We start from the raw sequence: 26,780 nt of genomic DNA on the forward strand, positions 1-26,780 counted from the left end.
AATAAGGCGCCCTTCTAAAAAAGGATTCTTTTTGTTATCATATTTTTATGAGGATACACTTAAACATATTTCTATTTTTATTTATATTTATCTGCGCGGCTGCACCGGCTAAAGCGCAGAAGTATATGGACGTACGCCAGTACAATAACACATACGAAATAAACGTACATAGGCCCGGAGACAAACAAGAATCCAAATGCCAAGCGGTAAGGCTTAATAAGGAATGGTTTATCACCGCAGCACACTGCCTTGTGCCGGTATGCGATTCGGAATGTACGATAAAAGCGAAGTTGGCCAATACGGACGAATATGAAATGGAAATGACCACCACACACAACGGTCTCTCTAAAGCGGCTTATCTTCACGGTAAATCAAAAGAAGATCAAGTTTCTTACGACATAGCGCTGATACGCTTTAATCCCGCAAACACTTCCTACATATTTAAAGACAAGAAAAATATGCGTCTTATAGCAAAAGACGACTTGTTTAAAAAGTTAAACGCTTCTCAAAAATCTGAATTCAACCAGGCGATAGAGGGCGTAAATTTCCCCGTAATATTGGCGCTGAAAACGCAAACGCCAAAACTGCTTAACAGAGCTTTGGCGGTGGCTTCGGTATGGGACTACGACAAAGAAATTTTAAGCTCGGAAGATTATGTTTTCTTCTCGCCTAAGCACAATTTTCTATATACTTCCAACTTTGGCATAAGGCAAGGGATATCCGGCTCGGGCGTAATAACGAGCAGCGGCGAACTGGTGGCAATAGTTTCCGCCGTGGCTCATACACAAAGAACTTTGACCGATGGCAGCGGCGCCAAAATAAAAGATATAGATTTTTCGATGTTTTCCACCTTTGATAGTTCTGTACTGTCTTTCTTAAAAAGCCATGTGCCAGGTTTAAAAATAAAGCAAGCGGGCTTTAATTATTTCGCCGTAGTACCCGACGAGTACAGAGCTTTAACCCGGAATATGGAGGAAATGGAGTTATGAAGCGGTTTTTACTCTTTTTTATATCTTTGTTTTTGCTCTCTCATCAGGCGTCGGCAGAAGTAAGTTTTATTACCGTCAGCGATGAGTCTTCCTACAATGAAGTCGAAGACTTCAGCAATACCTATGAAATCAACTTTAACCGCCACGGCGAAAAGAACATCAACAAGTGCCAAGCGGTGCGTTTGGACGAATACTGGTTCCTTACCGCCGCGCATTGCGTGGAAAACGCCTGTCGGGACAATTGCAGCTTCCAAGCGCGCCTTATCGTCGGCCCTAATTATGAAGCCGATATGACGGTAACACACACGCCGCAGTCACCCAAAATATTCAAACACGAAAAGGCGAAATTGGACAAACGCTCTTCTTCTTACGACTTGGCTCTGCTCTATTTTAAGCCCTCGGAAACAAAAGTCGTCTACAAAGATATGTCCATAAGGAGGGCTCTTACCGAAGAGCAATTCTTACAGAGAATACCCAATGAATCTCTTTATTACAAAGCTGTAAAAGGAACAAATATCCCCAATCTGCTCATCGTAAACGAAAAAGAGGGTAAGGAGTTGAACAGAAGTATATCGGCAATTTCGATATGGGACGGAAAACGCGAAGTACTTGACGCAAAGGATTCTTTGGTCTACTCTCCCCAACAGAAACTTTTCTTTACAAAAAACTTCGGCATAATAAAAGGGATATCGGGATCGGGCGTAATGACTAATACCGGCGAACTCGTGGCAATAGTATCGGCGATCGGGTCCGTTGGGATATACAACAAAAAGACGAAAAAGTACGATCCTCTCAGCATAGTTTATTTAAGCGCTTTTGATCAGGAAGTAGTTGATTTTATACACGAGCATGTGGGCAGCTTCGGCTATATAGAAGCCACCCCGGAATATTGGGGCAACTTAAACGCCAAACAGAAAGAGCTGCTGAACCTATTGGATACAGTCAATTTAGGAAAGAAGTAACTTCTTTTTTACCGATTGCCAATTGCCTTCCGTCGCCATAAAACAAAGGTCTGTACCTTCGGGAGTGTCACTGCGGGAAAGCACCAACCCGCGGGAATATATTTCCTTTATCAGATAGTTTTTGGCATAAGGGATTTTTAAGAGGCGTCTTTTCCATTTGCGGGCGATTATCTCCTCCACCCTTTTAAACAGTTCGTCAAAGCCCTCGCCTGTCTTGGCCGATATAAACACCGCGCCTTCAAAGCGTTTCTTCAAAGCGTTCAGTTTAAGCGGCCCCAATTCGTCGCATTTATTGAAAACGCGCAGGATTTCCCCTCCTTCGGGGTTGATTTCGTTTAAAATGCTCATTACAGTGGAGGATTGCTCCTCAATCTCATCGGAGGAAGCGTCCGCTACGTGCAGCACCAAATCGGCAAATTTAGTTTCCTCCAAAGTCGCCCTAAATGCCGACACCAAACCGTGCGGCAGCTTCTGTATAAAACCGACGGTATCGGTAAACACCATATTTATCCCGCTGGGGAAGTGCACTTTACGGCTTGTAGGATCCAAAGTGGCGAAGAGCTTATCGTCGGCATAGGCTGATTCCCGTCCCGTAAGAGCGTTAAGCAAAGTGCTTTTGCCCGCATTGGTATAACCCGCCAATGCGACTTGAGGAACCGGTACGGCAGTTCTTTGCCCCCGCCTTACGCTTCGTTCACGTTGGACGGATTCTATATCCTGTTCCAATTTCGCTATTCTCTTGCGGATTTTGCGGCGGTCATATTCCAACTTCCTTTCACCCGGCCCGCGCATGCCTATGCCGCCTTTTTGCTGCATCATAGCCGCGCCGCGCCCGCTTAGGCGCGGCAACAGGTAATTAAGCTGAGCCAACTCCACCTGCAAACGCCCCTCTTTCGTACGGGCGCGCTGGGCAAATATATCCAAGATAAGGCGGGTCCTGTCTATGATTTTACACGGTATGGCTTCTTCCAAATTCTTCTGCTGGGCGGGGGTTATATCTTCGTTAAAGACTACGGCATCTATCCCGTTTTCAGCCACGTAGCGCCCTATCTCTTCGGCTTTGCCGCTGCCTATGTACATAGCGGGATTATAGTTTTCCATACGGACATTAAAACATTCCACTACTTCGCACCCCGCGGTATCGCAAAGCCTTATCAGCTCCTCTACAGAGCTATCTTTATCAAAATCGTTCTTTAATCTTACGCTTACGGTTAACGCTCTTTCCATAATAAAATCTCTTTGGCGATATCCTCATCGCTCTTATCAGAAGAACATTTTATCCTTATAATATCGTCGTAGCGCCTAAACCATGTGCGCTGGCGTTTGGCGTATTGTCTGGTAAGGATAATTATTTTATCCAGGGCTTCCCGCTTTCCTATTTTGCCGTCTATATATTCCAAAGCTTCCCGATAGCCTAAACTTTTAAGGCCGGGACAATCGCGTTTATATCCCATCTTTAAAACAGCTTGCGCTTCCTCCGCCATAGGCTCAAAAATAGCCTCGGTTCTGCTTATAATGCGTTTTTCCAGTTCATCCCTGTCCCAATCCATATAGAAAGCCAAAACTTTTTCTTTAGGGAATTCCGCCTTATATTTGCCGGTTCTCAAAACGGAGGCGGGTTTGCCCGTAAGCCTGTAAAGTTCTATTGCTCTTATCACGCGGTGTATATTGCCCGCGGGTATGGCCGCGGCACTCGCTTCGTCAAAGGAGGCCAGCATTTTATGCAGATATCCCCGCCCCTTCTCCTCGGCCAATACGGCAAGCTCAGCCCTTATGGCGGGATCAGCTTCGGGCAGTTTGTCCATACCCGAAAAATAGCCCTGCATATACATTCCCGTCCCGCCCGCGAAAATAAATTGCGTTCCCGTTCTGCCCGACGTAATATCTTCGGAGGCGTGGCAAAAACGGGAGACGTCAAAAACCTCGTTTAAATCCAAAAAATCCACCAAATGATATTTTATACCGTCAACTTTATAAAAGCCGCCCTGCCATTCGCCTTTAGGCGCGGCGGTGCCCGCGTTTATAAATTTATATACCTGCCGCGAATCTACCGAGATTATCTCCCCGCCGCTTATTTTCGCAAGCGCCAAAGCTGCGCCAGTCTTACCGCTGGCCGTAGGGCCGGCTATTATTATCGGCAGATTTTCTTTGTTCATAAATATTCCCTTATCAAACAAAACACCGTTATTAAAACGGTGTTTTGCAAATATGTTTCCGCGTTTTAAAAGCTATTTGTGCAATGTGAGATCCTTATGCAGTTTGCTGCATACGGGCGCGCACTTGCAATTCGGCACGCAGACCTCGGGCAGCTTAAGCAATATTCTGGTATTGCAGTCGGCATAATCGTTTGCCATAGCTTCTATCTTGGCCGCAACCGCTGGCGCTATCTTTATAAATTGTATGCCTATGGTATATACGGGCCCTTTCTGCCTTATCCAGCTCGTCTTGGCTTCAACCTCAAACTTCCCAATGAACGGCAGCTGCATTCTTATTTGCATATCGCCCGATACCGGCGCCTTTAAAAATGAAACTATCCTCATACCGCTTGAAGATAAATCCGCCAATACCGCAGCGACCTCCACCTTCTCACCGGTAGCGTCGTCGGTATATATCAAATCTATCGGTTCCACTATATTGTTGATTACGGGAACCCTCTGGTGTTTCCTGCGTTCCACAAATTTCTTTTCTTCTGCCATAGCGCCCCCTTACGCCAATAATATGCTTTCCTGCGCTTTTTTTATAGTTAAGGTTACCACTTCGCCCGCTTTATACGAGGCTTCCGTCTTAACCCAAAAATTGCTTAAAGTACGCCCGTTATGCGGATCTTCCATAAGAACCCGTTCAGCCCGCCCTTCCTGCGCTTTATAGGCGGCTTTGGCGTTTTCCTTTATCTTATTTAACAAAATATCAAGCCGTTTTTCCACTTCCTCTTTAGGCAGTTCCTTAAGCGAAAAGGCCGGCGTACCAAACCTTGGCGAAAATTTAAAACAATAAGCCCCGCCGAATTTACATTCGTCTACGAGGCTCAAAGTCTGTTTAAAATCCTCCTCCGTTTCGGTCGGATAGCCTACTATTATATCCGTAGTTACGTTAATGCCGCCGCGCCTTAAAAGAGCTATTTTTTCCAAGAACTCGCCGCGCCCGTATCCGCGCTTCATATCCTTTAATATCTTGTCGCTCCCGCTTTGCACAGGCAAATGCAAATGCTTGGACATCTTCGGCTCCGAGGCCATTATTTCCGACACTTCCTCCGTTATAAAAAGAGGGTGCGGGCTTAAATATCGCAGCCTGTCCAAACCTTCCAACTTTAATGCCGCTCTTAACAAATCGGCAAAGGTCTTGCCCTTGTAATTATAAGCGTTTACCGTCTGGCCCAGCAAAACTATTTCTTTTGCCCCTAAAGAAAGTTTACCTTCTATTTCTTTAAGTACGGCGTCAAAATCCAAAGAGAACGCCTCCCCCCTCACATACGGCACTATACAGTAAGAACATTTACAGCTGCAGCCCCGCATTATGTTTACCAAAGCTATCGGGGAATTTAAAGCCGCCGACTTGCCCGCACTCTTATCCGAGCCGAAAAGCCCCGATTTATCCAAAATTTTGTCAAAATCGTCAATACTCTTTGCGCCGCATACTATATCCACGTGAGGGAATTTTCCTCTTACGCCCGCGCCCAAACGCTGGGCCGCGCAACCGGCGAAAATTATTATCCGCCCCGCTTTTTCTTCCTTCCATTTGCGAAGCCGCCCCAGCAAAGATAATGCCTTATGCTCCGCATGCTCCCTTATAGTGCATGTGTTTATAAGGACTATATCGGCCTTATTCAAATCTTCACAAATAAAACAACCCCTGGCCGCCAGAGCCAGCATCATCTCTTCGGAGTCGGCCGTATTCATCTGGCAGCCAAAGGTTTGTATGTATACGAGTTTCAAGTTATGTCCTATAAAGTAACTTTGAATTTCCGCTTAGCAGTCTTTACGGTTTTGCCGTCTATCTCGGAGCAGGCCTCCGCCGTAAAACTGCCCGTCTGGAAATTCCACCAGTCGAACCACCAATAACCGTTGGCCCTTCTGCATTCCTGCCACGGGCCTCCGTTTATTGATATGCGCATATAAGGCACATCTCTTAAACTGCCAAGCCTAAAGCAATAATGACCGCAAAATACGGTATCATTGTTCATAGGATAATCTATGCAAATATCCTTGCTTGTCTTTACTTTTTCCTCGGCCGCCGCTTTTACCGCTTTGGTCGATTTAGACTTATCGCTCGAACAGCTCTTCTTGCTTATACTTGTCGTTTTCTTTTTCAGAAGAGTTTTACCCTTGCCGATAGTCTCTTTTATTATCTTCTTCGTCTTTGCCATTACCATCTTACTCCCCTTACAACACTTCTTTTAACTTCTCCAGCCCCGCGAGTACGGGTTTCTTCACGTGTACCTTTATCACTCTTCTGCCCTTCTCCGCGAGCGCTTTGAAATCGCCCAACGCCTGCGCGTTTACCAAATCCTTAAAACCGTATGCCGCGCCGGGTATCTTTACGTCGTTATCGGCGTCGGCCGAGATTATCAAAAACACCCCGTTATTGCCGTCGCCTTTGTGCAGTTGGCCCGTAGAATGTAAATACCTAGGGCCATATCCAAACAATACCGCGTGCTTGGTGGCTGTCAAAAAGCCGTCCCTTATCGCGGAGAAAAGTTCGTCCGCCGCCTTGCTGTTGTGTACATAAGGCAGTATAGCCAGATAATCATTGCCGCTTAAAACTTTTTTTATGTCTGCGCCCAAAGTCGCCAAATTAACTTTACCTTTCAAATTATCCGATACGATTATATCCAGGTAAGTTTCCTCGGAAGTCTTGCCCGCGGCCAAATCGTTAAGCAAATTCTTGGCTATCGTCTTGGCGGCCTGGACATTGGGCTGGTCAAAAGGGTCAATCCCCATAAGCGCGCCGCACGCCGCCGTAGCCACTTCCCACAACAGGAACATTGAACCTATGGCGTATTTGTCCTTCATTTCCGCTTCAAAGAACGGATGCGCGGATTGCTTAATAGCTTCCTTTTCTTCCGCTATCGCCTTTGAGCAAGCACAATCGCACGATATGCCCGCAAATATCCTGTCGGATTTATAATCAAAACCTTTATGAAGCTTCTCGCCCGCCACCGGCACTACGCCCTTATCTTCCTTGCCCGTGGATTCCGCGACAAGCTGTTCCACCCACAAGCCGAATACTTCTATCGAGGAGGGCATTACCAAAGTAAGTTTATCCTTCCCCTCGGCATAAGCGCCGCCCATCAATGCGCCCAACTTAACGGCCGCGCTCACCTTATCGCTTTTAAATTCTTCGCCGGCTTCTTTGGCCGAGAGCAAAATTTTCTCCACGTCAATACCGCTTAAAGCCGCCGGGACCATACCAAAAAACGACAAGGCAGAAAATCTGCCGCCGATGTCGGCTTTATTGGTGAATATTTTTCTGAATTTCTTTTCCGTCGCCAAGGTTTCAAGCCCCGTACCGGGATCGGTTATAGCGATAAAATTATCGCCCGCATCCTGTTTTACTTTGCTTACTTCGTCATAGAAATACGCAAATTGGGAAGAAGGCTCAACCGTACCGCCGGATTTGCTGGCGAATATGAACAAAGTCTTGGCGGGATCAATTTTGCTTCTTACTGACGATACCCAGTCGGGGTTGGTGCTATCTAGGACTAAAAGTTCGGGCCAGCCCTCGCTCTTGCCGAAAATTACTCTTAACACTTCAGGCGCCAAGCTGCTGCCGCCCATACCCATTAAAACGACGTGGTCAAATTCCTTTTTTGCCTCTTCGGCGAAATTCTTTATTTCGGGAAGTCTTTGCAAAGTCCAATCGTAAACTTCCGTCCAGCCGAGAGAATTGTTTATTATCTTGGTGTGAGCTTCTTCGCTTTTCCACAAAGAAGCGTCGTGCCTGTATAAACGCGCCGTGAAATCCGCGCCTTCCAATTTAGCTAAACCTTTATTTATTATTTCCTCAGCCGATTTATTGTAACTGACTTTCATATTTTCCCTCTTTAAAATAATTTATTTAAAATTTTCCATTTCAAACGCCCGCACCTTGCCGATACGCCGTTCGTGGCGCTGCTCGCCCTTGCAAAAATGCGCCCCGACAAAAGCCTTTACCAACTGCGGCACAAGCTCTTTTGCGCCCGCGCCCAAAACCCGCGCGCCAAGGCATAACACGTTCATATCGTCGTGCTCTACGCCCTGCGCCGCGCTGTATACGTCATGCGCGATGGACGCCCTTATCCCTTTAAATTTGCTCGCCGCTATGCATATACCTATACCGCTGCCGCAAATAAGTATACCTCTTTGCGCTTTGCCTTGTTCTATATCCAAAGCGACCTTCCTCGCGTAATCGGGATAGTCCGTACTCTCGGCGGAAAAAGTGCCTTCGTCCAATACCTCGTGCCCCAAACTCTTTAAAGTTCCAAGCACTAAATCTTTTATCTCAAAACCAGCGTGATCGCAACCTATTGCCACTATCATAAACTATATTTCCTTTTCCACTAATTCGCATAAGGTATGCCCGATAAAGATATGGCACTCCTGTATGCGCGGAGTATTGTTGCTCTTTACTATAATAGGCAAATCTACGACATTCTTGATAGTCCCGCCGTCCTTGCCCAAAAAAGCCGCCGTATAACAGCCCTTTAGCTTCGCAATTTCCAAGGCTTTATGTACATTCTCGCTGTTGCCGGAAGTGGATATGCCTATCACGATGTCTTCCTTCTTGGCAAAGCCCTCAACTTGACGAGAAAACGTTACGTCATAGCCGTAATCGTTGCCTATCGCCGTAATCGTAGAAGTATTGGTGTTCAAAGCCAAAGCGGGATAAGAGCGCCTCTCTTTTTTATAGCGCCCCACAAACTCCGCCGCTATATGCTGGGCGTCGCCCGCGCTTCCGCCGTTGCCCATTAATATCACTTTGCCGCCGTTGCGGAAACTTTCCACTATCTTGAGCGCCAACTCGTTTATCTGCGGGCCCAAGTTGTCGCCTACATATCTCAATACTTCTATCAGTTCGTTACTCTCGTTCTTGGTGAACATAAATCAAATCTCCTCTATCGACTTATTCAACACCCAACCCGAAGAATTGGTGTCTTTTATACTTACCTTATCCCATTCGCCTTTGCCGTCTTCTATCAAAAGCAGGTGCGCCCGCGGAACGGTAACGCTGACGGGGAAATTATCCCCTGGGCCGCTTCTAAGCTCCGCCCGCGGAACGGTTACCACCGCAACCCTTTGCGTATCGGACGGATACCTCGCCAAAAGCCATATACCCAACAAAACAAATATCCCACCGCATATCAAAACCGCACCTTTAACCTTGCCGTTTTTGCCGCCAAAAAGGTATATCATAAGCAATATCGCGCTCAGCCACGCAAACAAAGCGCATAAGCCCTTCAATTCCGGCAAAGAATAGTAATGGTATAAATTGAACACCATATCCGGTATGCCGTCGGGTACAAGTTTCTGCCCCGTAGACTGCAAAGCAAAAGCCAAATTGTGCCTGATGTCAGCGTCGCGCGGCAATATCTTAAAAGCGCGGAAATAGTATACCAACGCTTTGTCGCCGTCGCCGGATTTAAAATAACTGTTGGCCAAATTGTAAAGCACATACGGATTGGCAGGATCGGCTTGTGCCTCCCGCTGATAAAGTTCAACCGCACCCAAATAATCGCCGGAATTGTATTTATCCGCCGCGCTCTGCTCGGCGGCTTTTTCTTCCGCGCAAAGCGGCAGCGCCAACATTAACAATGCCGCCATTATAAATCCGCGCATTATTTTACCTCCTTTTCCATTTCCTGTATCACGCTCAAAGTTTTGCCGGCGGCCTCTTCCGCGGCTACCGTGCTGTTGAGCGAACTGGAAGGAGCGTATTTCAACATCTCAAATTCCTGCCAAAGCGTCTCCAAAGAATACGCCGTTTGGCTCTCCAATTTAAGCTGCTTCGCACATTCCGATATCGACCTTATCCCTATCGGCTTGCCCAATTTCATTTCTATATATTTTGTTAAAATCTGCGATACTTCCGCCACCGTCTTGGCCTTCTGCAAAGCTTTCTTCGCCGTCAAGAACGCTTTCTTTTTGGAAAATACCGGTATCTCGCTGTTCAGCAAAACGTAAATAATCCCGCCGAAGGCCAATAATACAAAAATCAAATAATGCCATTTCCCCAAAGAACCAAAACCGCTCGCCAGCCCGCTGAAAAGCGATATATCGCCCTCTTTTATGTATCTTATATCCTGGAGTATCTGTTCCACCCCGCCGTTGACACCCTGCGCCGAAGCGCTGGAAAACGACAGCGGCGCCGCGGACGTATTTGCCGAAGGGCTCACTTCCAAGTCAATGGCATTTGATTTTATCGTCTTGTAGGTTTTATCCTTTACGTCAAAATAACTAAATTCTATCGGAGGTATCGTAAACACGCCAGAGGCGCGGGGTACTATCACAGTTTTATATACTTTGCTTCCGCCCAATATATTGCCGGTGGCTTTGCTGGTAAAGGAAGAAGTAGTATCGTAAACCCTGAAACTCTTGCCCAAATCAGGCACGGGGACGTCCCCCACCGCACGCATATTACCATGGCCCTTTACCGTTATCGTGAGAGTTATGGGCTCGCCGGCCTGCGGCGTTTGATTATCCAAAGATGCCTTTATGGCGAAATCGCGTCCGACCGCATTGTAAAACGACTTCGGACGCCCCTCCTTTGGCAAAGGCAAAATATTGATGGCTATCGGTTTGCTGCTTACCTTCTTCACGTCCGTTTTGGAAGCCGAAAAGAAAGAATAGAACGGATCAAATATATCGCCTACCGTCCTATATTCCACCGTGGCAGAGCCTATCGTCGCATTGCCGGGCAATATCCCGAATACCGCCAAATCAAATTGCGTGTAGACGTATTGCCTGCCGTTGATAACTTCAAACTCCTGTTTGGATCCCAAATCTTCAAAAACCAAGCCTTCCATCTTAGGCCTATCGTACATCGGGCTGCCGGTAGTGCTTTGGGATTGGTAAAAACGCACTTTAAGGTTTATCTGCTCGTTTATATAGGCGGTGTCTTTATCTACCGAGGCAGTCATAAAAAACGCCGGTTTATCGTCCTTGGAGGCTGGCGAACTGGGCTTTAATTTTATTTCCTTGGTACTCTTGGAGGAGTTATTCCTCTTCATCAAAGAGGCTTCGGCGTTGCCCGTTTGCGTGCGGGATACCTCCACCGTTATGGGTTCTGTTTGGTAGTTTTTGCCGTCCACCGTTACGGTAAAAGCGTCTATTTCCGATTTACCCGCAAAGCGCGGTATCAATATATAGTTGAACTGCTGCGTGGCGTTTATTTTACCGTTTATCATGCTGATATTGCGGCTCTGGCCGGAAGAATATATATTAAAGTTCGGCAAAGACGGCATTTGCGAAACTTCCACCTCGGTGGAAGAAGATTTTACCGTTATCGTAAGCTGGATCTCCTCCGAGAGGTCTATATTAGTCTTATCGGCGTACACGTCGATATCCACCTGGCAGAACCCCGCCATCGCCGCAAAAAGAAAAGCACATATTATAAAAAATCTTTTTAGCATGCTACCAATCCTTCTCCACTTCGCTCGCGCCCGCAGCGGATATATTCCTCTTCTCTTGATTTACGTGTTCTTTGCTCATTTGAAGAATATTATCAGCCTCCGAAGGCGACAACTTACGTTCGGAATCGTTTTCCCCACTTTGATTTTGTTTTTCTTGTTCCTTGTTGCCGCTTTTGTCCTGATTATCGGAATTATCCTGTTTATCCTGCTGTTGTTTATTGTCGCCTTGATTGTTGTTTTTGTCCTGCTGGTTCTTTTGATTTTGCTGTTCCTGCAAAATAAACTGCAAATTGTGCAAAGCCTCTTTGTCTTCCCTGTTGAGAAGCAAAGCCGACCTCAAACTTTTTACCGCCGCTTCGCTGTCGCCGCGGTTATAATAGGCATTGGCCGCATTGTAATAGGCGTCCTGCTTAAATTCCGAACTGTCTTTCAGCGCGTCATAAGCCTGTAAAGCGCCGTCATAATCCTGCAGGCGGTAAAGCGCCGCGCCGGAATTATAAAAACCCTTCTCCGGCTCGCCGTTTTCCACCGCTTTGTTATAATACTCAAACGCTTCGCCGTATTTCTCTTTGTCGTAGGCTTTATTGCCTTTGCGCAAATCGCCGCCGCCGCCCGCATTGGCGGCTGCCGCTACTGCCAGCAAAAACATTAAAACAAACAATTTACGCATATACCCTTATTTTACCTTTCTTAAAGCAATAAGTATAGAGCTCAATACCAATACAAAACCTATAAAAAGCGGGATCTGATACCTATTCTTGTATAGTATGCTCCCGTTTACCAAAGAAGAGCTTTTGTCCAGCATCAGCATTTGGCGGTAAACTTCTTCCGCCGTTTGCTGGGGCCCGATAAACTTTATATACGCCCCACCGGTGGAGGAGGCTAAATTTATCAAACTCTTCTCATCTAATTTGGTAAGGACGGTCTTGCCGTTTTTGTCTTTTTTGTAGCTTTTAACCCCGTTTTCCTTTATCGGGATAAGCTCCCCGTCGACACTCCCTATCCCCACCGCTATTATTTTTATGTCATTGTCGCGCGCCGTCTTTAGGGCCGCCTGCAAATCTTGGGGGTTATGGTCTTCCCCGTCGGTTACAAGCACCAGCGCCTTGCTGCCGGGATACGGGGCCAGCATCTTCGCCGCCAAATTAACTGCGGGCGCAAGTTCGGTGCCGGGCATGGGAAGCATATTGACGCTCAAACCCTGCGCCAAAGTTTTTAACGCGCCGACGTCGCTGGTAACCGGGCTTTGCATAAAAGCCTTGGACGTAAACGCCACTATCCCGACACGTTCCCTGGCTAAATTGTCTATTAACATGGAAAGCATTGTCTTCGCGCCGTCCATTCTGTTGGGCTTTACATCTTCGGCCAGCATGGAAAGCGATACGTCCACCGCTATTACCGCTTGCGAATAGCTGGCCTCCACATCTATTTTTTGGCGCCCCCATTGCGGCCCGGCCAAAGCGAGAAAAAAGAAGAACAAGCCGCTCAAAAACAGTATGTCTTTCAGCTTTCTGCGGAACTTCAGTTCCTGCGGCACAAGTTTGGCGTAATTTTCCGCGCTGAAAAGCGCGCGTTTTATCTTCTCGCCGCGCGCCGCGCCCAAATACCACAGCGCGCCCAACAGCGCCGCCGTGAATATCATATAAATAAATATTGAAGGACTATTAAACAGTTCCATATTATCAAGGTATCTTTATAAATATAAATTTATCCGCTATAAAAGCCGCCATCAACAATAAGATAGCCGTGATTAAAGCGGGTTTGTAATTATCCGTATAGTTAAGCTGCAGGGAAGAGTCAAATTCCGTCTTCTCCAATTCGTTTATGCGAGTATATATATTCTGCAATTCCGCATTGTTCTTGGCTCTGAAAAAGTCGCCGCCCGTTTCCTTCGCTATCTGCATCAAAGTTGCCTCGGATTCGGGCGATGGCGGTGGAAGCTGCGTAGTTGCGGATACCGGCCCGAATATACTCTGAGTATTTACCTTCATATCGGCCGGTTCGCCGCTGGCTATCGAAATCGTGTATATCTTTATGCCGTACGCCGCCGCCGCTTTGGCCGCCGCTATCGGGTCAACCATTCCCGTATTATTTTCCCCGTCGGTAAGCAATATTATCGTTTTGCTCTTGGCTATGCTGTCTTTTAAATGCTTGGCAGATACCGCTATGGCGTCGCCTATCGCGGTGCCAAGCTGATCGGAAAGCATATCAATATTGATTAAATCTATATACTCCTTAACCGCGAAATAATCCAATGTCAGCGGACATTGAAGCATCGCCGACCCTGCAAATACCACCACCCCGATACGGTCCGTCGCCCTCTTGTCGACGAAATCCGATGCCGTACTCTTGGCAGCGGTCATTCTGTCGGGTTTGAAATCCAGCGCAGCCATACTCCCGGAAGTGTCTATGGTTAGCATTATATCCACGCCTTTGGCGGGCGGAAGAACGCTCTTGCCCTCTTTGCGGGGGCGGCTTAAAGCCAAAACGCTCAAAAATAATGCCGTTATACATAAACCCAAAGGCAGCCATTTGGCCAATTTTACCAATGTCGAATCTTCAAATTTGACGCCCTTACCCAACGGATATTTTACCGCAGGCGCAAAGAATTTCCGCACTAATACCGCCGATATCCCCGCGCAAAGCAGTACCGCCATCAAAAGCATAAAATACGGACTGCCCAAACTTCTCCCCCCTATGAATATCAACGCCAACAAAAACAGCGCCACCACGCCGCCTATCGCGGCCAGCACATTATAAAGTATCGGTATCAAATTATCCTTGCGCATAATTAAAGTTCAACCTCTTTTTTTTCTTCCTTAGACTCGCTTTCCAATCGTGGCGGACGGGTATCTATTATTATGCTGCGCATATTATTTATATCGGCGTCGCGCTGCGCTTGGGTCGGCTCTACCTTCGCGAATTTTACGTAGTCGGCCGAACGCTGCAAATCGCCAAGCTGCCTGAGATCGCCTTTAAACTCGGGCATCTTCTTTAATATCCTAAGCAAATCCCTGCTGGTATAGTTATGCGCCTGTATGTTAAACCTGAGAGTCAAATAATCGCGCAGAATGTCTATCATATTAACGTAAAAAATTTTGTATTCTCCGTCATTCCACAAGTTGCCCGCAAGAAGATGGTCCAGCCTGTCCAAAGCGATTATGTCCAGCGGTCTTTTGTCCTCTTCGAAGGCTTTTAAAAGCGCGGCCCTATCGTAAGGGCGGCGGCGTCTGTAAGCCATATAACCGCCGATAATAATCGCGGCTATCGCCAACAGCCAAAAAACATTCCAATAGTTAAACGGACGATACGGCGAACGGATATCCAACAGTTTCTTTTCCTTTATTCCAGTGTCCACCGCTTTGACTTCCGCATTCACCGCTTTGCTGACATAACGCGTCCCGTCTTGCCCCGTAAAAGTAAGCGCCGTAAAAGTTGATATGCCCAAAGAAAACGGAACGGCCTTTATTTCTATATTGAGCCCGCTCTCGTCGGGCGTGGCCGAAAGTATCTCAAAATCTTTTTGGCTGTAAGAATCTTTATCAAGAACCGCGCGCTGCGGCAATGTGATATAAGCCGAGAAATCGCCCGCAAGCGAAAGTTCCTTGGGAAAAGAAGTAAATTCCACTTCCTCCTCGGGAATATCGTCCGAAGTTTCCCCGCCAGCCTCGGCCAGGTTTTTTTTGCCGCCTTCGCTTTCAACGGCTCCGTTCTCCTCCGTCTTTTCCGAAACGGAAGCGACCTCGCTTCCCATTTCCGCGCCATTAGCAACTTCCCCCCCAATCTCCTGCGCGAAAAGAGGAACCGCACCCATTAACAATATGACTGCCGCCGTCTTAAATATTTTCGTCATTATCGCCTCAACTTCTTTGCGCGCTGTTTGAAAAACTTGATTACCGGTTCTATCACGTCGCCTTCCGCTTCGACCTGTATATACTGGCACCCCGTAAGATAAAACAATCTCAGCGCGGCGTCGTTCTTATACTGTTTGTCCGCGGTTATATAGCCCGCCTGCCTAGAGGATAACTGAACCATCGCTCTGCTCCCGTTTTCCAAAGCCTCCAGCTCTATAAAGCCGGGCAAGGACGGGAATTCGTCCTCAAGCCTATCTCGCACCACTACCGGTATTAAATCGAATTTGCGCGCCGCCAATTTAAAAGATTTTTCGTAGTCGGAAGCAAAAAAATCGGATAGCAACAATAATATACCCTTGCGTTTTATCATTCGGTTTAAACTGTCCAAACACAAGGATATGTTAGTGCCTTTGCTCTTGGGTTTAAACGCCAAAAGCTCCCTTATTATCCTAAGAACATGCCGTTTGCCCTTTTTGGGCGGGATATACAGCTCTATTTGATCGGAAAAGAGCAACAGCCCCACTTTGTCATTATTTTTTATTGCGGAAAAAGCGAATATCGCGCCCAATTCCGCCACCACGTCGCTCTTAAACTTGCCCGTGGAGCCAAAGTACTGCGAGCCCGACACGTCGCACGCTATTATCAAGCTCAGTTCGCGCTCTTCGTTAAACTTCTTGACGAAAGTACCGCCTGTCCTGGCCGAAACGTTCCAATCTATCGAACGCACGTCGTCGCCGGGTATATATTGCCTGACTTCCGCAAATTCTATACCCTGCCCCTTGAAAACGCTTAAGTATTCGCCGGCGAAAGTTTCGCTGACCAACTTGCCGGTTTCGATTTCTATCCGGCGAACACGTTTCAATATGTCAGAGGTCTGCATTATGGTACTTCAACCGTAGCAAAAATTTTCTTTATTATATCTTCCGTGCTTACGTTTTCCGCTTCCGCCTCGTAAGTCAGCAGGATCCTGTGGCGCAGCACGTCTGGCCCCATTTCTTTTACGTCTTCCGGCGTTACATAGCCGCGTCCGTCCAAGAACGCATACGCTTTTACCGCCTGCGTCAAATATATAGACGCCCTAGGGCTCGCCCCGTACATTATGTAAGAGGATAAATCCTCAAGTTTGTATTCCTGCGGGCGCCTGGTAGCGAAAACCAAATCCACTATATAATTCTTTACCTTGTCGTCTACGTATATCGAATCGGCCGCTTCGCGCGCCTTGAGTATTTGCTCCACCTTCACGCTTGAGTTTACAACAGGTTTGTGCGCTAAGCTCATACGCTCAAGGATTATCTTCTCTTCCTCTTTGCTCGGATAGTCTACTTTCAGCTTCAGCATAAACCTGTCCACCTGCGCCTCGGGCAGAGGATAAGTGCCTTCCTGTTCCACGGGGTTCTGCGTCGCCAATACCATAAACGGATCGGGCAGTTTATAGGTTTCCGCACCTATCGTCACCTGCCGTTCCTGCATCGCTTCCAAAAGCGCGCTTTGCACTTTGGCGGGCGAACGGTTAATTTCATCGGCCAATACCAAGTTCGCAAATACCGGGCCTTGACGCGGAGTAAAAGTACCCTCTTTGGGGTTAAATATCAATGTACCCGTAATATCGGCCGGCAATAAATCCGGAGTAAATTGTATGCGCTGAAAACTGGCGCTTAACGCTTGGGCCAAGGTCTTTACAGTCAAGGTCTTGGCTAAACCCGGCACGCCCTCTATCAAAATATGGCCGTCGGCTATTAAAGCGACGAGCATTTTTTCTATAAGATCTTCCTGCCCGACTATTACTTTGGATATTTCGTGACGCAAATCCTGAAGGAAAAGACTCTCGTCCTGCACCTTCTTGTTTATTTCGCTTATATTCACCTTACAAATCCCCCTTATTGCTTTGATTAGGATTATTCATTAAAGCCGCTATTCTGTGAGACGCAAGTTGCTTATCGCCCGTGCCAATTTGGCTGGCCGCAGACTGTACGCCCGTATACCAAGACTGCGTTATCATCTCGGAATAAATATTCTGAGCTTCATCGCGCACCGGCGAAGACGGCGTATCCGCCACGCTCTTTATAACCGCCAAAGCCTCTTTGTTGCGGTATTCCGATATCTTTTTAAGAAGCATACTCCTGGAAAATACGCCCCTCTTTAAAAAATCTTCCAATATCTTAAGGCTTTGTTTATCCTTATATTTCGTTACCAAAGGAAGAATTTTATTTTTATCCTCGGGCAAGGTAAAAGTGGCAAGGTATTTGTTTATAACCTTCGGCGCTGAAGCCGAACCGGAAGCGTAAATCATCTCCGTATACGCAAAGCATACGTCGGTATCGTAAGTGTTAAAAACCGTAGTTTCCACCAATCTCATATTCGCGGCGTTCATCTTTAGCCCGCTGGCGCGTTCCGGCGCTATTTCAGGCAGTTCGGCCGCCTTTGAAACTCCGCCGACAGTGCCGCCGGTGGCCTCTTTTACTCCCTCTACAAAATCTTTCGGGTCTAAATTGGCTTTCCTAAGAACATCAGACAAACCGTTATTGTATAAATAATATCCGCCGCCTATAATCAGCAATAAAACTATAATCTGTTTCATGTAATCCTCCGTTTCGTATATCTTATAGAATTTTGCCGTTTATGTCCACTACCAATATCCGTTTAAATTATAAACGATATTGGCTTATTTTCAAGCGGTTGCGCTTCAATCCCAAAAATTTTATATCATATCAAAGGGTTGATTTTACCCACTTTCTTTATTTAACGGAGCTTTTATGAGAATTTACGACGATATCCAACTGGATTATCAAGACGTTTTGCTTAGACCAAAACGTTCTACTTTGGCTTCGCGCTCGCAAGTGGACATTATTAGAGAATATAATTTCAAATGGGCGTCCTCCGCCATAAAAGGCACCGGAATTATCGCCGCCAATATGGCCACCACGGGAACTTTCGAGATGGCTAAAGCCCTTGAGAAGCATAATCTGTTCTGCGCACTTCACAAACACTATGAAGCGAAAGAACTTATCGCTTTTTTGAAAGAAAATCAAAAACAATTCAAAAACAATGACCTTATTTTCATCAGCAGCGGCGTAGGGCAAAACGACTACGATAAACTTGCCGACGTTATGGCTTCTAAACTCGTAAATAATATCTGTATAGATGTGGCGAACGGCTATTCGCCCTATTTGATCCAATATGTTCAGAAAGTAAGAAAGCAATTCCCAAAAGCTCTGATAATGGCGGGCAATGTCGTTACGGGCGACATGACCGAAGATCTTATCCTTAACGGAGTGGATATCGTTAAAGTCGGCATAGGGCCGGGATCGGTATGCACCACGCGCAAACTTACCGGCGTGGGAAGGCCGCAGTTTTCCACCGTAATAGAATGTGCCGACGCGGCACACGGTGTCGGCGGAATGATCTGCGCCGACGGCGGATGCACCGTGCCCGGCGACGTTTGCAAAAGCCTGTGCGCGGGGGCGGATTTCGTTATGCTGGGCGGAATGCTGGCCGGCCATGAGGAAAGCGGAGGAGAAATCTCCAAAAAAATCTATGAGACGAACGAACTTTCCGCTAAGGATAACGGCGAAATTTCCCGTATAGTACAGGAAAAATTGTTCAAAAAATTCTATGGTATGAGCTCCGATTACGCTCAGGAAAAGTTCTACGGCGGGATGAAGAACTACCGCGCCAGCGAAGGCAAAGTAGTGGAAATCCCTTTCCGCGGAGATATCGAACATACCATACTGGCCATACTCGGCGGCATAAGAAGCGCCATGACTTATATCGGCGCAAAACGCATCAAAGATATGCCCAAATGCGCCACCTTCTACCGCGTCAACAGACAGCTTAATAATATCTTTGGCGCGGAATAACCGATAAAATCCCATAAAAACAGCCCTGCGGCATTTAGAGCCGCGGGCTGTTTATCTTTATCTTAAACAAATTGCCTGCTATCTAGAAAAAACAGGATAACTGCAAATTATAATTATTTTATCTGCTCTATCGCCACTTTTTTATCGCCAAAGGGTATTATAATGTACGGTGCGCGGCCGTCGCGTTTCTCTGCCCCGAATATATTTACGCGGTATCGTACTATTATCTTATCGGGCGTATCCTCGTAATCCGCCACTTGAAAAAACCCGTTTGAAAGCATACTGTCCGATTCCACGAAAACTATTCGTTCCTTCTTAAAATCAACAGAAGGATATTCCCCTTTATTCTCGGCCTTGTACTTTTTATAATCCGCCGCGGAAGATATTAAAGAAAATCTGGCAGGCGCCCTTATCATCGTAATCCTGTTGGGCAACTCTGTAGAATCTGCCAAAGCAACCCCCTGCTCGGCCGCTATATCTTCTGGGTTCATAACGGGGGAATCGTCTTCCAATATTATCTTAGTCGTTTTTTTGAGCGGCATGGCGGCCTGTTCAAAAAAATCCGGCTTTCTATTGGCCGTGCTGTGGAAATCGAATTCTTCCGTCTCTCCAGAGGAATTGTTGATTATATCGTTTTTAAATTCCGCGCCCTCGCCGTAATCTTTGAACAACACCTCCCCTTCTATTGCCGCCGTGGCCTCGTTAAGCGCGGCGATATCCGCCTGCGCTATCGCGGATAACACTTCCTCGTCGCCCATCTTTATCTGATATTTCGGCTTTAAATAATACTCCCACAAAAGGCCGGCAACAAAAACTCCCAACAAAAGCGCCGTTATGTTCCTATATTTCATTTTACCGTCCATTTCCCGTGTTCCGCAACTATTACGGATTTTAGCCCGCCGCGCGGAGTAAACTCTCCGGTTATTCTGGCCGCCTTAGGCTTGCAGGCCTTTACCACGTCATCCAATATTTTGTTAGCGATATTCTCCATAAAAATACCCATATCGCGGTATTCTAGCAAATAGTACTTTAAGGATTTAAGCTCCAAACATAGCTCGTCAGGGATATACTCTATCGTTATAACCCCGAAATCGGGAAGGCCCGTCTTAGGGCATACCGAAGTAAATTCCGGCAGAACTATCTTTATCAAATAATCCCTCTTATACTGATTTTCCCAGCATTGTATCGCAGGGAGTTGAGTATTTGCGCCTTTGCGCGCATGATCTTTAGTGTATCCAAAATCTATATCTTTATCCATGTTTTATCCTCGCTGAATTGACGGCTATTATAAGTACCGTCAAAAACATAATTAAAACTAAATCATACCACGACAATATGTCGCATTCCGTAAAAACCCGCCAAAACATAAACACACCGGAAAAAACCGATATGTATATATTCTGTTTTATGACTTCCCGGCGGCTTTTCTCCAATTCGAAAACTCTTCTAAATGCGGCAAAATCTCTATCCTTAATTATAATATCCACCCAACTGGAAAACACATTGCTAGCCGAACTGAACGCCACACCCGCACCCGCCTGCAATAAAGCCAAGATATCGTTAAAGCCGTCGCCCAGCATTACCGTTCTTTCCCCCATATTTGAGGAAGCCGCTATCTTAGCCGCTTTATCCTGCGGATACATCGCCGCGCAATATTCTCCTATCCCCGCGGCTTTTGCCGCCGCACTTACTGCGCCTTCATTGTCGCCCGAAAGCAGACATATCTTCTTGCCCAATCCTTTCAAAAAGCCGATTGTGGTCTTTGCGTTTGCTCTCAGCCTGTCCTTAAAATAGACCGCGCCTATATATTTACCGTTCTTGGCTACATAGAAAACCGTCCTTTTAGTATCCTCGCAGGAAGGCAAACCTTCTATTCCTTTGTCTTCCAGCCATACTTTTCGCCCGGCTATTATAGTATTTTTTCCTTCCTTCACCACCGTGCCGAAACTGGGGTGCAGCTCCACCGAACTTAACTTGTGCGCGGTAAATTTATGCTTCCGTCCGTATTCTTTTAAAGCGCAGGCGAAAATATTATCAGCCCCGCTTTGCGCCGTATACGCAGCCTTTAATACGTCTTCTTCCGATACGCCATCAGCTGCGTAAGCGCCCGCCACTTCCAAACGCCCCGTAGTCAATGTTCCGGTTTTATCTATATAGATAATGTCGCTGTCGCGCAAAATCTCCAACGCGGGGACGTTCTGTATATAAATATCGCTCTTCTTGCCGTTGCGTACGCAAAACCAAACCGGTATCAGAACGGCCGCCATATACGTAACAGGCCCGCTTAACACCATTATAAACAAAGCGACCAACAGCCAATACAAAATCTTATCTTTCTCTAAAACGGCACCCACACCAAATTGTATCAGTGCCAATATAAGGAAAAACAAAAAAACGTTAAGCGCATAACTCTCCAATAGGCTGGGGAAAATCATTTTCTTATTTTCGCTCTTCTTGACCTCTTCCAAAATACGTGCGATTCTGGAGCTGTTCTTAAGGCTTAGAGCCTCGGCCTGTACCGCAGTACCTTTATTGACGCTGCCCGCGAAAAGCATATCGCCGCTTTGCTTGGCCGCCAAAGTAACATTGCCGGTAAGCAAACTCTCGTCCACTATCGTGGAACCCTTCACTATTTTACAGTCAAGTGCGACGCGCTCCCCGTTCTTTATAAGCAATATATCGCCTATTTCGGCTTCAGATACGAAAATCTTTTTAGTCTCGCCATTGTCTTGAACTTTAAAAACGGATTTCGATATAAAACCGTCCAAGCTTTCTATAAACTTCTTGCTGCTGCCTATATGCTTCAGTTCGAAATATTTAATAAAATTCGCAGCAATAAAAATAAAAGGAAGCAAAGCGCCCGCACCCGATACGGGGAAGAGAGGAGTCTCGTGCAAGTTGTTAAGAACGGCAAACAAAAAAGCCGCCCCGCCGCTTACTGCGGCATAAGCGTTAAAACCGATATAAAATTGTTTTAACTCCAAAATCGCGCCCCTTAGGAAGAGTTCTCCCCCCCAAAAGAACGCAAGCAATATTATCAGAAATTTGCTCGTATCTGAAAATCCGGCCATATACGCCATAAATAGCAACGCGGCCGCAAACACGCTTACCCAGCCTCGAACAAAATAAGACGAAGGCGCAAAAAGAATTATCTTTCTCTTTTGCATCGGCAAAACCTCTTAGATATCGTCCACCGCTCTAGTTACCACCTTCCTGCGCCCCGCACTGGTGCGCATTAAAGCTATCTTGGCATTATAACGGCGATAGTTTGCCGGGTCCAGCCTCTTGGCAACCATATAGTTGGAAGTCGCCGTTACCGGATCCTCTATCGCCATAATGTCGCCGGTGAACTCGTATGCCGGAACATATTTATTGTCTATCGTTTTTATTTTATTTAAATCGGCCAAGGCGGACTGGTAATCCCCGCTCTTAAACTGCAGCTGAGCCCGCGCAAAGAGCGCCGGTATGTACGAGGGCTTCAAATTTACCGCCATATTGAAATCCGCCAAAGCATTGCCGTATCTGCCAGAATATTGAAAAGCTTTGCCGCGCCTGTAAAAGTTCTGCGCGTTCTTTGGATCATTGTATAAAGCGTGGGTATAGCCGTCGATGGCGTCATCATAATGGAACATATCGTAATCCAAAATGGCTTTATTGACTATCGCGATTTGATTTTCCGGATCTATAAACAACGCTTCCTCCAAATCTTCCAAGGCGCGTTGTTTATACCCTATCGCCTGATAGGCCGCCGCACGGTTTATCAAAGCCAATACATTGTTGGGATCTATTTCCAAGGCGATATTAAAATTGCTTAAAGCGTCCAAAGGATTGTTGCGGTTAAGATAAAAAGAACCTAAATTCGTAAGCACATTGGGGTGATACGGATTTAACTTAACGGCATGTTTGTAATCGGCCTCGGCGCGGTCGAAATCGCCAAGCTTTTCCAAAAGTATGGCGCGGTTTATCAAAGCCGAAAGATAATCGGGATCGTCTTTCAAAATTTTATTATACGCGTTTAGCGCCGCTTCCGTCTTGCCCGCCTTGGCGTAGGCTACGCCTTTTTTGAATAATCTGTCATTGCTGCCGCAGCCAGTAAGAATAAAACTTAAAGCCAGCATAGATAAGAAATATTTTTTCATTTAACCTCCGATTTCTTCCTTCTCCAGTCTTTAAAAATGTCCAGCATTATCAGGCCCGCCCCTATACATATAAAAGAATCAGCCACGTTAAATACCGGCCATACAATAAAATCAAAATAGTCGACCACAAAGCCCAAAGCCAATCGGTCGTACATATTACCCAGCGCGCCAGCAACTATAAAAATGAACCCCACAGAAGCACAACGCCCCAGCTTTTCCACTTCCGCCTTCCACTTAAACATCATAAACAAAACGGCGACGGAAATCAACGCCAAATACAAATTGCCGTTTTTGAAACTTCCAAAAGCCGCGCCCGTATTTTCCACATAAGTAAGACGGAAAAAGGGTGCGACCTCGATAGATCCGACCGCCGTCAAATATTTAAGCGCCAATATCTTGCTTATCCTGTCCGCCGCGAAAATAAGAGCCGTTATTATAAAAAGGCTCTTATTTCGCGTAAGGAAATTTTTAAGCCGCGACATCGACATTTATTTTTTCTTTTTCCAGCACTTTCGCGCAGCGTCCGCACAGATCGGAATACTTCCCGTTCTGGCCGATGTCTTTGCGCCACTGCCAGCAGCGCGGACATTTTTGGCCTTCGGCATGTTCCACCTTAACTCCAAGTTTTTCCTGCCCTTCTTCTTCGGAAATTTCCGCCTGCGACACTATCGCCACTTCCGGCCATAGAGGCAAAGTCTCCTTAAGGAAAGCCTTGGTTTCAGCGTCATTTGAGTTGAATATTATCTTTGCTTCCAAAGGCGCGCCTATAAGGCCTTGCTGCCGGGCTTCTTCCAAAGATTTGAGCACCGCACCCCTTATCTCGCGGATACGGTCCCACTTGTCTTCAACCTCTTTTGAGGCTACAAAACTCGCGCCTTGCGGCATATCGGAAAGAAATATGCTCTCTTCCAAACCCGCCCCGCACGGGAGTTTCTTTATCTCCTGCCACGCTTCTTCGCACGTGAAGCATAATATCGGCGCCAAAAGCCTCAGCAAAGCCGTCACTATTTCAAACAAAGCAGTCTGCGCAGAACGCCTGGCGTGTGAAGACGCACCTAACGTATAAAGCCTGTCTTTGGAAGCGTCCAACATCAAAGAAGACAAATCCAAAATACAGAAATCCGTTATCGCTCTGGCCGCTTTTCTGAAGCGGAAGTTCTTATAATCTTCCCTTACGCCTTTTATAAGTTCGTCCAAGCGTTTGAGCATATATTGGTCCAACTCCGCCATATCGGGGCCCGCTACTTTATGTTCCTGCGGAATATAATCGGATAAATTGCCCAAAGCGTATCTTACCGTGTTCCTTATTTTGCGGTAAGAATCTATCGGGCCTTCCAATATCTCCGAAGACAATCTGACATCCTCGGAATAATCGGTAAAGCTCACCCACAGCCTTAAAATGTCGGCGCCGAATTTCTCGGTAATATCTTCCGGCTCCACGCTGTTGCCCGCGGATTTGTGCATGGCTTTGCCCTGCTGATCCAATATCATGCCGTGCGTGATTACGTTTTTAAACGGGGCTTTGCCTTCCAGCACCGTGGCCGCTATAAGAGAAGTTTGGAACCAGCCTCTATGCTGGTCGGATCCTTCCAAATATACATCGGCGGGGAAGCCCAAGCCTCTGTACTGCAAGACTTCTTCCCACGATACGCCCGAATCAAACCAAACGTCCAAAATGTCTTTTTCCTTTTCAAACTCCTCGCCGCCGCATTCGCATTTGTATCCTTGCGGCAAGATGTTTTTGGCGTCGCATTCAAACCAGAAATCGCTGCCTTCCTTCATAGCGCGCGCTTTGACATGCTCAAAAAGCTCGTGGTTTATCTGCACCTTCCCGCATTTCTTGCAATAGAATACCATTAACGGCACACCCCAGAAGCGCTGGCGGCTCAAACACCAGTCGGGGCGCTGTTCCACCATCGATTTTATCCTGTTTTCGCCTATCGCGGGATACCATTTTGTCTGCTCTATTTGCTCCACGAGGCGCTTTCTTAAATCAAACTTGTCCACGCCCAAAAACCACTGCTCCGTCGCGCGGAAAATAATCGGTTTTTTGCATCTCCAGCAATGCGGATAGCTATGGCTAATATCGGCTTGCTTAATCAGCGAGCCCAATTCCTTCAAACGTTCTATGATAACGGGATTGGCCTTAAATATGCTTTGCCCTTCGAACTCGCCCGCCTCTTTGGTAAAGACGCCTTTCTCGTTGACGGGGCAGAAAGCGGGTATATCCCATTTAAGACCGGCGTGGAAGTCTTCCTCGCCGTGGCCCGGCGCTATATGCACTATTCCGACGCCCGCGTCCATCGTAACGAAATCCGTATATATCACCGGATTAAGCCGCCCATTTAACGGGTGCTCGTATTTTATGCCGACAAGGTCCTCCCCTTTCACTTTTGCCGCGGCTTGCGCGTCAAAGCCGCATTCCGAGGCGAAAGCGTCGGCAAGTTTATCGGCCGCTATTATATAGCTGCCGTCGTTTAGAGTCATTACGCGGTAATCCTCGTCAAAGTTTACCGCCGCGGCCATATTGGCCGGTATAGTCCAAGGGGTAGTGGTCCAAACGGCCAGATAAATGGCTTTGGACTTATCCAAACCCTCAAAAAGAGCGTCTTTATACTCCTTAATTTTAAAACGCAGATAAATGGAGGTTGAGGTTTTATCGTGGTATTCCGTTTCCGCGTCGGCTAAAGCCGTTTCGCAGTTGGGGCACCAATAAATCGCCTTTTTGCCTTTATAGACATACCCCTTTTCCAAAGCCTCAAAGAAAGCCCCTACGGTAAGGCCTTCGTATACGTTTGACATCGTAAGATAAGGATTATCCCAATCGCCGGTGATGCCCAGCCTTTTAAAGCCTTCCCTTTGTATGTTTACAAAGTTCTGCGCGAAAGCGCGGGCTTTCTTCCTGAAAGCGGGAATATCTTTTATCTCCTTCTTGTCGATTTTCATTTCCTTGATGAGCGCCTGCTCTATCGGCAGACCGTGGCAATCCCACCCCGGCACATAAGGAGCGTAATACCCCATTAAAGAGTGTGACTTATTGACAATATCCTTCAACACTTTATTTAAGGCATGGCCCATATGTATACGGCCGTTTGCGTACGGGGGGCCGTCGGCTAAAATAAATTTTTCTTTGCCGCTGGCTTTGGCCATCATCTTTTTGTAAAGTTCCATATCCTGCCAGAACTTAAGCAGAACGGGTTCCTTCTTGGGAAGGCCCGCCCTCATCGGAAAATCAGTTTTAGGAAGTAAAACCGTAGCTGAATATTTGTTCTTGTTATCTTTCATCATTACAATCCTGCGTTTTGGATATATATATTATTATATAATATGCGCGCGCCCCTTCCAAACGCAAAAACTCTTGACAGCGGGCATAAA

26 protein-coding genes are annotated in these 26,780 nt (G+C 46.7%); 3 read left to right on the plus strand and 23 right to left on the minus strand.

Going from position 1 to position 26,780, the window contains the following annotated elements:
* Nucleotides 1–47 precede the first annotated feature (47 nt).
* Together ACQY3M_RS01845 and ACQY3M_RS01850 are read left to right on the plus strand one after the other, a co-directional pair.
* Complete coding sequence (locus ACQY3M_RS01845; RefSeq protein ID WP_428065684.1) at nucleotides 48–989, plus strand: trypsin-like serine protease; 942 nt, start codon at nucleotides 48–50, stop codon at nucleotides 987–989.
* Nucleotides 986–1,951 carry a trypsin-like serine protease gene (locus ACQY3M_RS01850; RefSeq protein WP_428065686.1) on the plus strand — a complete coding sequence of 322 codons (966 nt, stop codon included), beginning with the start codon at nucleotides 986–988 and terminating at the stop codon, nucleotides 1,949–1,951. The genes ACQY3M_RS01845 and ACQY3M_RS01850 overlap by 4 nt, the downstream gene beginning before the upstream one ends.
* On the opposite strand, the gene hflX is transcribed toward ACQY3M_RS01850, so the two are convergent.
* The 17 genes from hflX to ACQY3M_RS01935 all read right to left on the minus strand — a co-directional run bounded on the left by hflX (nucleotide 1,937) and on the right by ACQY3M_RS01935 (nucleotide 17,987).
* Nucleotides 1,937–3,178, minus strand: a complete 1,242-nt coding sequence (gene hflX / locus ACQY3M_RS01855; protein WP_428065688.1) for a GTPase HflX — start codon at nucleotides 3,176–3,178, stop codon at nucleotides 1,937–1,939. The genes ACQY3M_RS01850 and hflX overlap by 15 nt on opposite strands.
* Nucleotides 3,163–4,107 carry a tRNA (adenosine(37)-N6)-dimethylallyltransferase MiaA gene (gene miaA, locus ACQY3M_RS01860; RefSeq protein ID WP_428065690.1) on the minus strand — a complete coding sequence of 315 codons (945 nt, stop codon included), beginning with the start codon at nucleotides 4,105–4,107 and terminating at the stop codon, nucleotides 3,163–3,165. Before miaA ends, hflX begins: the two co-directional genes overlap by 16 nt.
* Before the next feature lie 72 nt (nucleotides 4,108–4,179).
* Nucleotides 4,180–4,647: a PilZ domain-containing protein gene (locus ACQY3M_RS01865; protein WP_428065692.1), complete on the minus strand. Its 468-nt coding sequence runs from the start codon at nucleotides 4,645–4,647 to the stop codon at nucleotides 4,180–4,182.
* Nucleotides 4,648–4,656: 9 nt separating this feature from the next.
* On the minus strand, nucleotides 4,657–5,883 hold the full coding sequence (miaB, locus tag ACQY3M_RS01870) for a tRNA (N6-isopentenyl adenosine(37)-C2)-methylthiotransferase MiaB (protein WP_428065694.1): 1,227 nt from the start codon (nucleotides 5,881–5,883) through the stop codon (nucleotides 4,657–4,659).
* 8 nt (nucleotides 5,884–5,891) lie between these two features.
* Entirely contained in the window at nucleotides 5,892–6,314 is a 423-nt protein-coding gene (locus ACQY3M_RS01875; RefSeq protein WP_428065696.1) for a hypothetical protein, read from the minus strand.
* A gap of 16 nt (nucleotides 6,315–6,330) precedes the next feature.
* Complete coding sequence (locus ACQY3M_RS01880; protein ID WP_428065698.1) at nucleotides 6,331–7,980, minus strand: glucose-6-phosphate isomerase; 1,650 nt, start codon at nucleotides 7,978–7,980, stop codon at nucleotides 6,331–6,333.
* A 21-nt stretch (nucleotides 7,981–8,001) separates the two neighbouring features.
* Nucleotides 8,002–8,466, minus strand: a complete 465-nt coding sequence (gene rpiB / locus ACQY3M_RS01885; RefSeq protein ID WP_428065700.1) for a ribose 5-phosphate isomerase B — start codon at nucleotides 8,464–8,466, stop codon at nucleotides 8,002–8,004.
* A 3-nt stretch (nucleotides 8,467–8,469) separates the two neighbouring features.
* Entirely contained in the window at nucleotides 8,470–9,027 is a 558-nt protein-coding gene (locus ACQY3M_RS01890; protein ID WP_428065702.1) for a D-sedoheptulose-7-phosphate isomerase, read from the minus strand.
* Between the two features lie 3 nt (nucleotides 9,028–9,030).
* Nucleotides 9,031–9,762 (minus strand): tetratricopeptide repeat protein, encoded by a 732-nt coding sequence (locus ACQY3M_RS01895; protein WP_428065704.1) that lies wholly within the window; start codon nucleotides 9,760–9,762, stop codon nucleotides 9,031–9,033.
* Nucleotides 9,762–11,555, minus strand: coding sequence for a BatD family protein (locus ACQY3M_RS01900; RefSeq protein ID WP_428065706.1), 1,794 nt, complete (start codon nucleotides 11,553–11,555; stop codon nucleotides 9,762–9,764). Before ACQY3M_RS01900 ends, ACQY3M_RS01895 begins: the two co-directional genes overlap by 1 nt.
* A 1-nt stretch (nucleotide 11,556) precedes the next feature.
* Entirely contained in the window at nucleotides 11,557–12,225 is a 669-nt protein-coding gene (locus tag ACQY3M_RS01905) for a hypothetical protein (RefSeq protein WP_428065708.1), read from the minus strand.
* Nucleotides 12,226–12,231: 6 nt separating this feature from the next.
* Complete coding sequence (locus ACQY3M_RS01910; RefSeq protein ID WP_428065710.1) at nucleotides 12,232–13,233, minus strand: vWA domain-containing protein; 1,002 nt, start codon at nucleotides 13,231–13,233, stop codon at nucleotides 12,232–12,234.
* Nucleotides 13,234–13,237: 4 nt separating this feature from the next.
* Nucleotides 13,238–14,344: a VWA domain-containing protein gene (locus ACQY3M_RS01915; RefSeq protein ID WP_428065712.1), complete on the minus strand. Its 1,107-nt coding sequence runs from the start codon at nucleotides 14,342–14,344 to the stop codon at nucleotides 13,238–13,240.
* A 2-nt stretch (nucleotides 14,345–14,346) separates the two neighbouring features.
* Nucleotides 14,347–15,408 (minus strand): hypothetical protein, encoded by a 1,062-nt coding sequence (locus ACQY3M_RS01920; RefSeq protein ID WP_428065714.1) that lies wholly within the window; start codon nucleotides 15,406–15,408, stop codon nucleotides 14,347–14,349.
* On the minus strand, nucleotides 15,408–16,289 hold the full coding sequence (locus ACQY3M_RS01925; protein WP_428065716.1) for a DUF58 domain-containing protein: 882 nt from the start codon (nucleotides 16,287–16,289) through the stop codon (nucleotides 15,408–15,410). The genes ACQY3M_RS01920 and ACQY3M_RS01925 overlap by 1 nt, the downstream gene beginning before the upstream one ends.
* Entirely contained in the window at nucleotides 16,289–17,272 is a 984-nt protein-coding gene (locus ACQY3M_RS01930; RefSeq protein ID WP_428065718.1) for an AAA family ATPase, read from the minus strand. The genes ACQY3M_RS01925 and ACQY3M_RS01930 overlap by 1 nt, the downstream gene beginning before the upstream one ends.
* Before the next feature lies 1 nt (nucleotide 17,273).
* Nucleotides 17,274–17,987, minus strand: coding sequence for a hypothetical protein (locus tag ACQY3M_RS01935; RefSeq protein ID WP_428065720.1), 714 nt, complete (start codon nucleotides 17,985–17,987; stop codon nucleotides 17,274–17,276).
* 175 nt (nucleotides 17,988–18,162) lie between these two features.
* Here ACQY3M_RS01935 and ACQY3M_RS01940 point away from each other — a divergent pair, with 175 nt between their 5' ends.
* Nucleotides 18,163–19,266: a GMP reductase gene (locus ACQY3M_RS01940; protein ID WP_428065722.1), complete on the plus strand. Its 1,104-nt coding sequence runs from the start codon at nucleotides 18,163–18,165 to the stop codon at nucleotides 19,264–19,266.
* A gap of 113 nt (nucleotides 19,267–19,379) precedes the next feature.
* Here the strand turns inward: ACQY3M_RS01940 and ACQY3M_RS01945 are convergent, their stop codons facing one another.
* Genes ACQY3M_RS01945 through ileS form a run of 6 tightly spaced genes read right to left on the minus strand, consistent with a single transcriptional unit; the run spans nucleotide 19,380 to nucleotide 26,693 of the window.
* Complete coding sequence (locus tag ACQY3M_RS01945) at nucleotides 19,380–20,117, minus strand: hypothetical protein (protein WP_428065724.1); 738 nt, start codon at nucleotides 20,115–20,117, stop codon at nucleotides 19,380–19,382.
* A complete protein-coding gene (queF, locus tag ACQY3M_RS01950) occupies nucleotides 20,114–20,524 on the minus strand; it encodes a preQ(1) synthase (protein WP_428065726.1) in 411 nt (136 codons plus the stop codon). Before queF ends, ACQY3M_RS01945 begins: the two co-directional genes overlap by 4 nt.
* Nucleotides 20,517–22,433 (minus strand): heavy metal translocating P-type ATPase, encoded by a 1,917-nt coding sequence (locus ACQY3M_RS01955; RefSeq protein ID WP_428065728.1) that lies wholly within the window; start codon nucleotides 22,431–22,433, stop codon nucleotides 20,517–20,519. Before ACQY3M_RS01955 ends, queF begins: the two co-directional genes overlap by 8 nt.
* Nucleotides 22,434–22,445: 12 nt before the next feature.
* On the minus strand, nucleotides 22,446–23,405 hold the full coding sequence (locus tag ACQY3M_RS01960) for a tetratricopeptide repeat protein (RefSeq protein WP_428065730.1): 960 nt from the start codon (nucleotides 23,403–23,405) through the stop codon (nucleotides 22,446–22,448).
* Complete coding sequence (lspA, locus tag ACQY3M_RS01965; RefSeq protein ID WP_428065732.1) at nucleotides 23,402–23,887, minus strand: signal peptidase II; 486 nt, start codon at nucleotides 23,885–23,887, stop codon at nucleotides 23,402–23,404. Before lspA ends, ACQY3M_RS01960 begins: the two co-directional genes overlap by 4 nt.
* Nucleotides 23,874–26,693 (minus strand): isoleucine--tRNA ligase, encoded by a 2,820-nt coding sequence (gene ileS, locus ACQY3M_RS01970; protein ID WP_428065734.1) that lies wholly within the window; start codon nucleotides 26,691–26,693, stop codon nucleotides 23,874–23,876. Before ileS ends, lspA begins: the two co-directional genes overlap by 14 nt.
* Between the last annotated feature and the right edge of the window lie 87 nt (nucleotides 26,694–26,780).

Origin of the sequence: Candidatus Proelusimicrobium volucris (assembly GCF_959605025.1) — a bacterium.
Classification (GTDB): Bacteria; Elusimicrobiota; Elusimicrobia; order Elusimicrobiales; family Elusimicrobiaceae; genus Proelusimicrobium; species Proelusimicrobium volucris.

Bases quoted from the DNA above. Each gene is read 5' to 3' on its own strand.
- ACQY3M_RS01845 (WP_428065684.1), top strand. From the start codon at position 48: ATGAGGATACACTTAAACATATTTCTATTTTTATTTATATTTATCTGC.
- ACQY3M_RS01850 (WP_428065686.1), top strand. From the start codon at position 986: ATGAAGCGGTTTTTACTCTTTTTTATATCTTTGTTTTTGCTCTCTCAT.
- hflX (WP_428065688.1), bottom strand. From the start codon at position 3,178: ATGGAAAGAGCGTTAACCGTAAGCGTAAGATTAAAGAACGATTTTGAT.
- miaA (WP_428065690.1), bottom strand. From the start codon at position 4,107: ATGAACAAAGAAAATCTGCCGATAATAATAGCCGGCCCTACGGCCAGC.
- ACQY3M_RS01865 (WP_428065692.1), bottom strand. From the start codon at position 4,647: ATGGCAGAAGAAAAGAAATTTGTGGAACGCAGGAAACACCAGAGGGTT.
- ACQY3M_RS01875 (WP_428065696.1), bottom strand. From the start codon at position 6,314: ATGGCAAAGACGAAGAAGATAATAAAAGAGACTATCGGCAAGGGTAAA.
- ACQY3M_RS01880 (WP_428065698.1), bottom strand. From the start codon at position 7,980: ATGAAAGTCAGTTACAATAAATCGGCTGAGGAAATAATAAATAAAGGT.
- rpiB (WP_428065700.1), bottom strand. From the start codon at position 8,466: ATGATAGTGGCAATAGGTTGCGATCACGCTGGTTTTGAGATAAAAGAT.
- ACQY3M_RS01890 (WP_428065702.1), bottom strand. From the start codon at position 9,027: ATGTTCACCAAGAACGAGAGTAACGAACTGATAGAAGTATTGAGATAT.
- ACQY3M_RS01895 (WP_428065704.1), bottom strand. From the start codon at position 9,762: ATGCGCGGATTTATAATGGCGGCATTGTTAATGTTGGCGCTGCCGCTT.
- ACQY3M_RS01900 (WP_428065706.1), bottom strand. From the start codon at position 11,555: ATGCTAAAAAGATTTTTTATAATATGTGCTTTTCTTTTTGCGGCGATG.
- ACQY3M_RS01905 (WP_428065708.1), bottom strand. From the start codon at position 12,225: ATGCGTAAATTGTTTGTTTTAATGTTTTTGCTGGCAGTAGCGGCAGCC.
- ACQY3M_RS01910 (WP_428065710.1), bottom strand. From the start codon at position 13,233: ATGGAACTGTTTAATAGTCCTTCAATATTTATTTATATGATATTCACG.
- ACQY3M_RS01915 (WP_428065712.1), bottom strand. From the start codon at position 14,344: ATGCGCAAGGATAATTTGATACCGATACTTTATAATGTGCTGGCCGCG.
- ACQY3M_RS01920 (WP_428065714.1), bottom strand. From the start codon at position 15,408: ATGACGAAAATATTTAAGACGGCGGCAGTCATATTGTTAATGGGTGCG.
- ACQY3M_RS01925 (WP_428065716.1), bottom strand. From the start codon at position 16,289: ATGCAGACCTCTGACATATTGAAACGTGTTCGCCGGATAGAAATCGAA.
- ACQY3M_RS01935 (WP_428065720.1), bottom strand. From the start codon at position 17,987: ATGAAACAGATTATAGTTTTATTGCTGATTATAGGCGGCGGATATTAT.
- ACQY3M_RS01940 (WP_428065722.1), top strand. From the start codon at position 18,163: ATGAGAATTTACGACGATATCCAACTGGATTATCAAGACGTTTTGCTT.
- ACQY3M_RS01945 (WP_428065724.1), bottom strand. From the start codon at position 20,117: ATGAAATATAGGAACATAACGGCGCTTTTGTTGGGAGTTTTTGTTGCC.
- queF (WP_428065726.1), bottom strand. From the start codon at position 20,524: ATGGATAAAGATATAGATTTTGGATACACTAAAGATCATGCGCGCAAA.
- ACQY3M_RS01955 (WP_428065728.1), bottom strand. From the start codon at position 22,433: ATGCAAAAGAGAAAGATAATTCTTTTTGCGCCTTCGTCTTATTTTGTT.
- ACQY3M_RS01960 (WP_428065730.1), bottom strand. From the start codon at position 23,405: ATGAAAAAATATTTCTTATCTATGCTGGCTTTAAGTTTTATTCTTACT.
- lspA (WP_428065732.1), bottom strand. From the start codon at position 23,887: ATGTCGCGGCTTAAAAATTTCCTTACGCGAAATAAGAGCCTTTTTATA.
- ileS (WP_428065734.1), bottom strand. From the start codon at position 26,693: ATGATGAAAGATAACAAGAACAAATATTCAGCTACGGTTTTACTTCCT.